Raw genomic sequence first — 5,469 nt, 5'->3', positions numbered from 1 at the left:
GCCTATCACGGCGGAACCCCGGACAGGAGTCTCATCGACGCGGTGCTCGAGTTCTCGGAACAAGACGTACAGGAACAGATTTCGATCGCACTACGCGCCGGCCTGCCCGGCTGATCGGGAGGATGGTGGAAATGCGTGTCCACGAACTGCTGGACCATTGGGCCGACCGCTTCCCGGACGAGATCTACGTCAGCGACGGCGGTCGGAGTCTGACCTGGAACGAGATGCGGGAGTGGACGCATCGGGTCGGCAACTGGCTGGCCGGCGCCCTGCAGCCCGGTGACCGGTTCTGCATGCTCGACCGGAACTCGCTGGAAATGATCGCGCTGTACTTCGGCGCCTCACGCGCCGGGGTGGTCCCGGTGCCTCTCAACTTCCGGCTGGCTCCCCAGGAGTGGAAGTACATCGTGGAGGACGCGCGGTGCACACTGGCCGTCGTCCACGAGGATTACGCCGCGGCGCTCACCACCGTAGTACCCGGCGTCACGGTCTCGGTCATGCGGGACGACACGCCATTCGGGCTCAGGTTCGCCGACGACGTGGTCGCATACCCGGCCGACCGCATCGATCGGGATGTGTCGGCCGAGGCGATCTATCACCAGATGTACACCAGCGGGACCACCGGGAAGCCGAAGGGCGCCATGGTGACCCACCGCGCCGCGTGTGCCAATGCATTTCAGATCCAGCTCGCCCTGGACGCGAACCGGAAACGAACGCTGTGCGTGATGCCGCTGTTCCATGCCGGGGCGGCGCTGCAGATCCTCGCGTACACCGCAGGCGGTTGCTCGATCCGCGTGGTCCGCGACTTCGACCGGGCGAGTGTGCTCCGGTCGATGTCGGAACTGCGAATCCAGCTTCTCACCCTGGCCCCGGCCATGATCCAGGACATGGTCGCCGACCCGCTCACCGCGGAACTCGACTTCACCGGTCTCGACCTGATGGTCTACGGCTCGGCGCCGATGGCGGTGGAAGTGCTCAAGAAGGCGATGAGCCTCTTCGGATGCGACTTCGCGCAGGCCTACGGCATGACCGAATCCTGTGCGGTGGCAACCATTCTTGCGCCGGAGGATCACCGTCGGGCTCTCGAATCGGACCCGGGAATCCTCATGTCGGCGGGCCGGCCCGTCCTCGGAACCGCGCTGCGCGTGGCGGCGCAGGACGGCAGTGACGTCCCGGTCGGATCCGTCGGCGAGGTCCTCGTGCGAGGGCCGCAGCTGATGAGCGGGTACTGGGCTCTCGAGGATGCCACCCGCGCGACCCTCGACGGCGGCTGGCTCCGGACAGGCGACGCCGGATACCTGGATTCCGCAGGGTTCCTGTACATCTCGGATCGAGTGAAGGACATGATCATCTCGGGTGGGGAGAACATCTACCCACGGGAGATCGAAGAAGTGCTCTTCACGATGGAGGGTGTCGTCGACGTCGCCGTCATCGGTGTGCCGAGCGAGCGATGGGGTGAGAGCCCGATCGCGATCGTGGTGCCCCGGCCGGGGGCAAACCTCACCGAACACGACGTACTGGAGCACTGCCGGGCCGACCTCGCCCGGTTCAAATGCCCCGCCGAGGTGGTTTTCGTCGACTCGCTGCCGCGCAGCGCAGTCGGCAAGGTGCTCAAGCGCGACCTGCGGGCTCCCTACTGGGAGGGGATGGCTCGCGGGATCAACTGAACTTCTCGCGGCGTGCGTGAGTGCGACCCTGGCCCAAGGAGCAAGAGTGGACATAGTTTCGTTCGTCATCATCGGGTTGGTGGCCGGTTCGATTTACGGACTGGCGGCCGTCGGCCTCGTTCTCACCTACAAGACTTCCGGAGTATTCAACCTCGGGCACGGCGCACTGGCGGCTCTCGCCGCCTACTCGTTCTACGTGCTCAACGTTCAACTCGAGCTGTCGTGGCCGATCGCAGCGTTCGTCACCGTGTGCGTAGTCGGACCCGCGGTCGGGCTGCTCCTCGAATTGCTCGCCCGGCGACTGCAGGGCGCCGCGTTGCCGCTCCAGATCGCCGGTGTCGTCGGAATCCTGCTGGTCGTCCAGGCCGGGACGCTGCTGATCTTCGGTGCGCAGGAGATGCGCCGGGTGCCGTCGTTCCTGCCGAAGGGCCGCATCGAGGTCGGTGGCACCTTCATCCAGTACGACGATGTCCTGACCTTCGTGATCGCTGTCGTGGCGACGGCGGGGCTGTGGGCGTTCCTCCGGTGGACCCGGACCGGGATCGCGATGAAGGCTGTGGTGCAGAACCCCGAACTGCTCGAGCTGGTCGGGCACAGCGCAACACGGGTGCGCCGGTGGGCCTGGATTCTCGGCACCGTGATGGCCTCCCTGTCGGGTGTCCTGCTCGCGCCGATCATGCCCCTGGACCCGGTCCAGTTGACGTTGCTGGTCGTCGCAGCCTATGCCGCCGCCGCGATCGGAACCTTCAGCAACCTGCCGGGAACGTTCGCCGGCGGACTCGTCGTCGGTGTGCTGGCCGCCCTGTCGACCCGATGGCTGACGAACGGCATCCTCGCCTCGCTCCCGGCGGCACTGCCTTTCGCGATCCTGTTCGTCGTACTGCTCTTCTTCCCGAAGAAGTACCTCGCCGACAAGACTGCCGTCCGGATACATCCCCGGCCGACGTGGAAGGCTCCGGTCCGGCTCCAGGCCATGGGCGGCGCCCTGGTCGTCGCATTCCTGGTGACCGTCCCGCTCTTCGCCGGCATTCATCTGGTCGACTGGACGGTCGCGGTGGCGATGATCCTGGTCTTCGGGTCGCTGTCGTTGCTGGTGCACACGTCCGGACAGGTGTCGCTCGCCCAGATCGGGTTCATGGCGGTCGGTGCCGCGACGTTCTCGCACCTGCTGCAGGGCACGGGGATGTCGTGGCCCGTGGCGCTGTTGCTCGCCGGTGCGGTCGCCGTGCCGATCGGTGCGGTGCTGGCGGTACCGGCGATCCGTCTCGGTGGGTTGTACCTGGCGATCGCGACGTTCGGGTTCGGGATCTTCCTGCAGCAGATGTTCTACACGCAGGACTTCATGTTCGGTGCCGCGTCGTCGGGTCTCGAGGTACGACGGCCGGACACCACGATCGTCGATTTCGCATCGGACACCGGGTACTACTACCTCGTTCTGGCGATCGCGGTCGTATCGGTGGCCGTGGTGTTCACACTCGAACGTGGCCGGCTGGGCCGACTGCTGACCTACATCAAGCAGTCGCCCCGAGCGGCGGAGGCCAACGGAGTCCCCGCGGCGGTGACACGAGTATTGATCTTCTGCATCACGGCGTTCCTCGCGGCGATCGGGGGAGCGCTGGCAGCCTCGGCGCAGCAGAGCATCTCGGCAGACAGCTACGCCCCGATCATCTCGCTGACCGTGTTCGTCATCATCGTCCTGAACGGTCCGGCGGTGCCGTGGAACGCGGTTCTCGCCGCGGCGGCATACACGCTCATTCCCAGCTATTTTCCGAGTACCGAGGTGGGGACCTACCTGCAACTGCTGTTCGGGCTCAGCGCGATCGCGCTCGTCGTGCTGCCGCCGGCACAGCTCCCGGTGCGGGTGACGTCTCTCGTCGACCGGTGGTTCCGTCGCGACGATCGGACCGAACCGGCACTGCGCACCGAACCGGTGGACGTCGAACCGATCGAACCTGTAGTACTCGAGGTTTCGAAGGTCGGTGTCACGTTCGGAGGCGTCAAGGCTCTCGACGGTGCCGACATCGTCTGCACTCCGGGACGAGTGACGGGTCTGATCGGCCCCAACGGAGCGGGGAAATCGACATTGTTCAACGCCGTGACCGGGTTGGTCACCACCTCCGGCGGATCGGTGTCCTTCGGCGGTGCCGATCTTCGGGGGAAGAGTCCCTCCGCCCGGGCACGTGCGGGCATCGGCCGAACGTTCCAAACCGTCGAGCTGTTCGAGTCGATGACGGTGCGCGACAACGTGTCGGTCGGCGCCGAGGGACGAACCGTCCGGCTCGACCCGATCACCCACCTGCGGTCGTCGAAGACCGAACGCGACCGCATTCGATCGACGACCGAATCCGCGCTCGCGGCCTGTGGCCTCGAGGACGTCGCCGACCAGCACGTGATGAATCTTCCGACGGGAACCCGGCGACTGGTCGAGGTTGCCCGCTGCCTGGCGGGCGGCCACACGGTTCTGCTTCTGGACGAACCCTCGGCGGGTCTCGACCACAACGAGTCGGCACGACTCGGCGAGCTGATCCGGCGGGTCGTCGACGAACGCGGAATCGGCGTGATCCTCGTCGAACACGATGTCTCGCTGGTGCTCGGCGTCTCCGACGAGGTGTACGTCCTCGAATTCGGACGCGTCATCTTCTCCGGCTCTGCCGCCGACGCGCGTCGCTCGAGTGTCGTGCAGGCGGCATACCTCGGAACAACCGAGCCGGTCGACGACGTGCAGTCGGATCGGGAACTGGAGGAGATCAAATGACCACGCCGACCTTGCAGGTGACCGGCCTGTCCGCCGGCTACGGGAAACTGACCGTGCTGCGGGACGCGAACGTGACCGTGGAGCCCGGTTCGGTCGTCGCGCTGCTCGGTCCGAACGGTGCCGGAAAGAGCACGTTGCTCGCGGCGATCGGTGGTTTGCTCACGCCGACTTCGGGTTCCGTTCGACTCGGGGAAACGGACATCACCGCGCACCGACCGGCAACACGAGCCGCTGCCGGAATCTGCCTGATACCCGAAGGGCGAGGGATCTTTCCGGGACTGTCCGTGCGGGAGAACCTTCTTCTCGCGGTGGACGGATCTCTCCGCGACCAGTACGCGCTGGCATTCGAAACGTTTCCCGAGATCGGCAGACGTATGGACGCGAAGGCGGGAAGCCTGTCCGGAGGCCAGCAGCAGATGGTCGCCCTGGCACGCGCCTTCCTGCCCGGTAGCTCCGTGATCGTCCTCGATGAGGTGTCGATGGGGTTGGCGCCGCTGGTGATCGACCAGATCTTCGATGCTCTCGGTGTCCTCCGGGAGTCCGGGAAGTCGATCCTGCTCGTCGAACAGTACGTCGGTCGTGCGCTCGGTAGCGCCGATGTCGTGCACCTGATCGACCGGGGACAGGTGTCGGGACCGATCGATCCGTCGTCACTCGACGAGGACGAACTCATGAGCCGGTACCTGGGAATCGATATCGCCACCGGGTAGCGGTCGGTTTCGACGGACCCTCCCCGGCATCCCGCCGGGGAGACGTAGCAGCGTAGAGAAATTCCACAGTAGAGGAGTACGTGTGATGAGAACGATTCGGAGGCGAGCCGCGCTCGCGGTCGCGCTGGGAGCACTTGTGCTGTCCGGCTGTTCCGCCGAACAGGAGCAGTCGCCGGCACCGTCGACGAACCTGACCAAACCTGCGATCGTGGTCGGCACGGTCTGTGGATGCTCGGGTGTGTCCGCACCCACCCACGGCCGCGTCGACGACGTCGCGCAGGCCTGGGCCGCGAGCGTCAACGACTCCGGTGGAATCAACGGTCATCCGGTGGAGGTC

At 66.0% G+C, this 5,469-nt stretch carries 3 protein-coding genes and 1 pseudogene; all 4 read left to right on the top strand.

Translation table 11 applies throughout. The annotated features are described in order from the left end of the window. The first annotated feature begins 131 nt into the window (after positions 1 to 131). Complete coding sequence (locus WAW17_RS18125; protein ID WP_422334322.1) at positions 132 to 1,667, top strand: long-chain-fatty-acid--CoA ligase; 1,536 nt, start codon at positions 132 to 134, stop codon at positions 1,665 to 1,667. A gap of 46 nt (positions 1,668 to 1,713) precedes the next feature. Then, positions 1,714 to 4,422 carry an ABC transporter permease subunit gene (locus tag WAW17_RS18120; RefSeq protein ID WP_422334321.1) on the top strand — a complete coding sequence of 903 codons (2,709 nt, stop codon included), beginning with the start codon at positions 1,714 to 1,716 and terminating at the stop codon, positions 4,420 to 4,422. Then, entirely contained in the window at positions 4,419 to 5,132 is a 714-nt protein-coding gene (locus tag WAW17_RS18115; RefSeq protein ID WP_422334320.1) for an ABC transporter ATP-binding protein, read from the top strand. The genes WAW17_RS18120 and WAW17_RS18115 overlap by 4 nt, the downstream gene beginning before the upstream one ends. An 85-nt stretch (positions 5,133 to 5,217) precedes the next feature. Next, positions 5,218 to 5,469, top strand: a pseudogene (locus tag WAW17_RS18110) (hypothetical protein); the annotation flags it as partial.

This window comes from Rhodococcus sp. (in: high G+C Gram-positive bacteria) (assembly GCF_049286785.1).
Taxonomy (GTDB): Bacteria; Actinomycetota; Actinomycetes; order Mycobacteriales; family Mycobacteriaceae; genus Rhodococcus_F.
This window is presented reverse-complemented; position numbering and strand designations above follow the sequence as displayed.

Bases quoted from the DNA above. Each gene is read 5' to 3' on its own strand.
- WAW17_RS18125 (WP_422334322.1), top strand. From the start codon at position 132: ATGCGTGTCCACGAACTGCTGGACCATTGGGCCGACCGCTTCCCGGAC.
- WAW17_RS18115 (WP_422334320.1), top strand. From the start codon at position 4,419: ATGACCACGCCGACCTTGCAGGTGACCGGCCTGTCCGCCGGCTACGGG.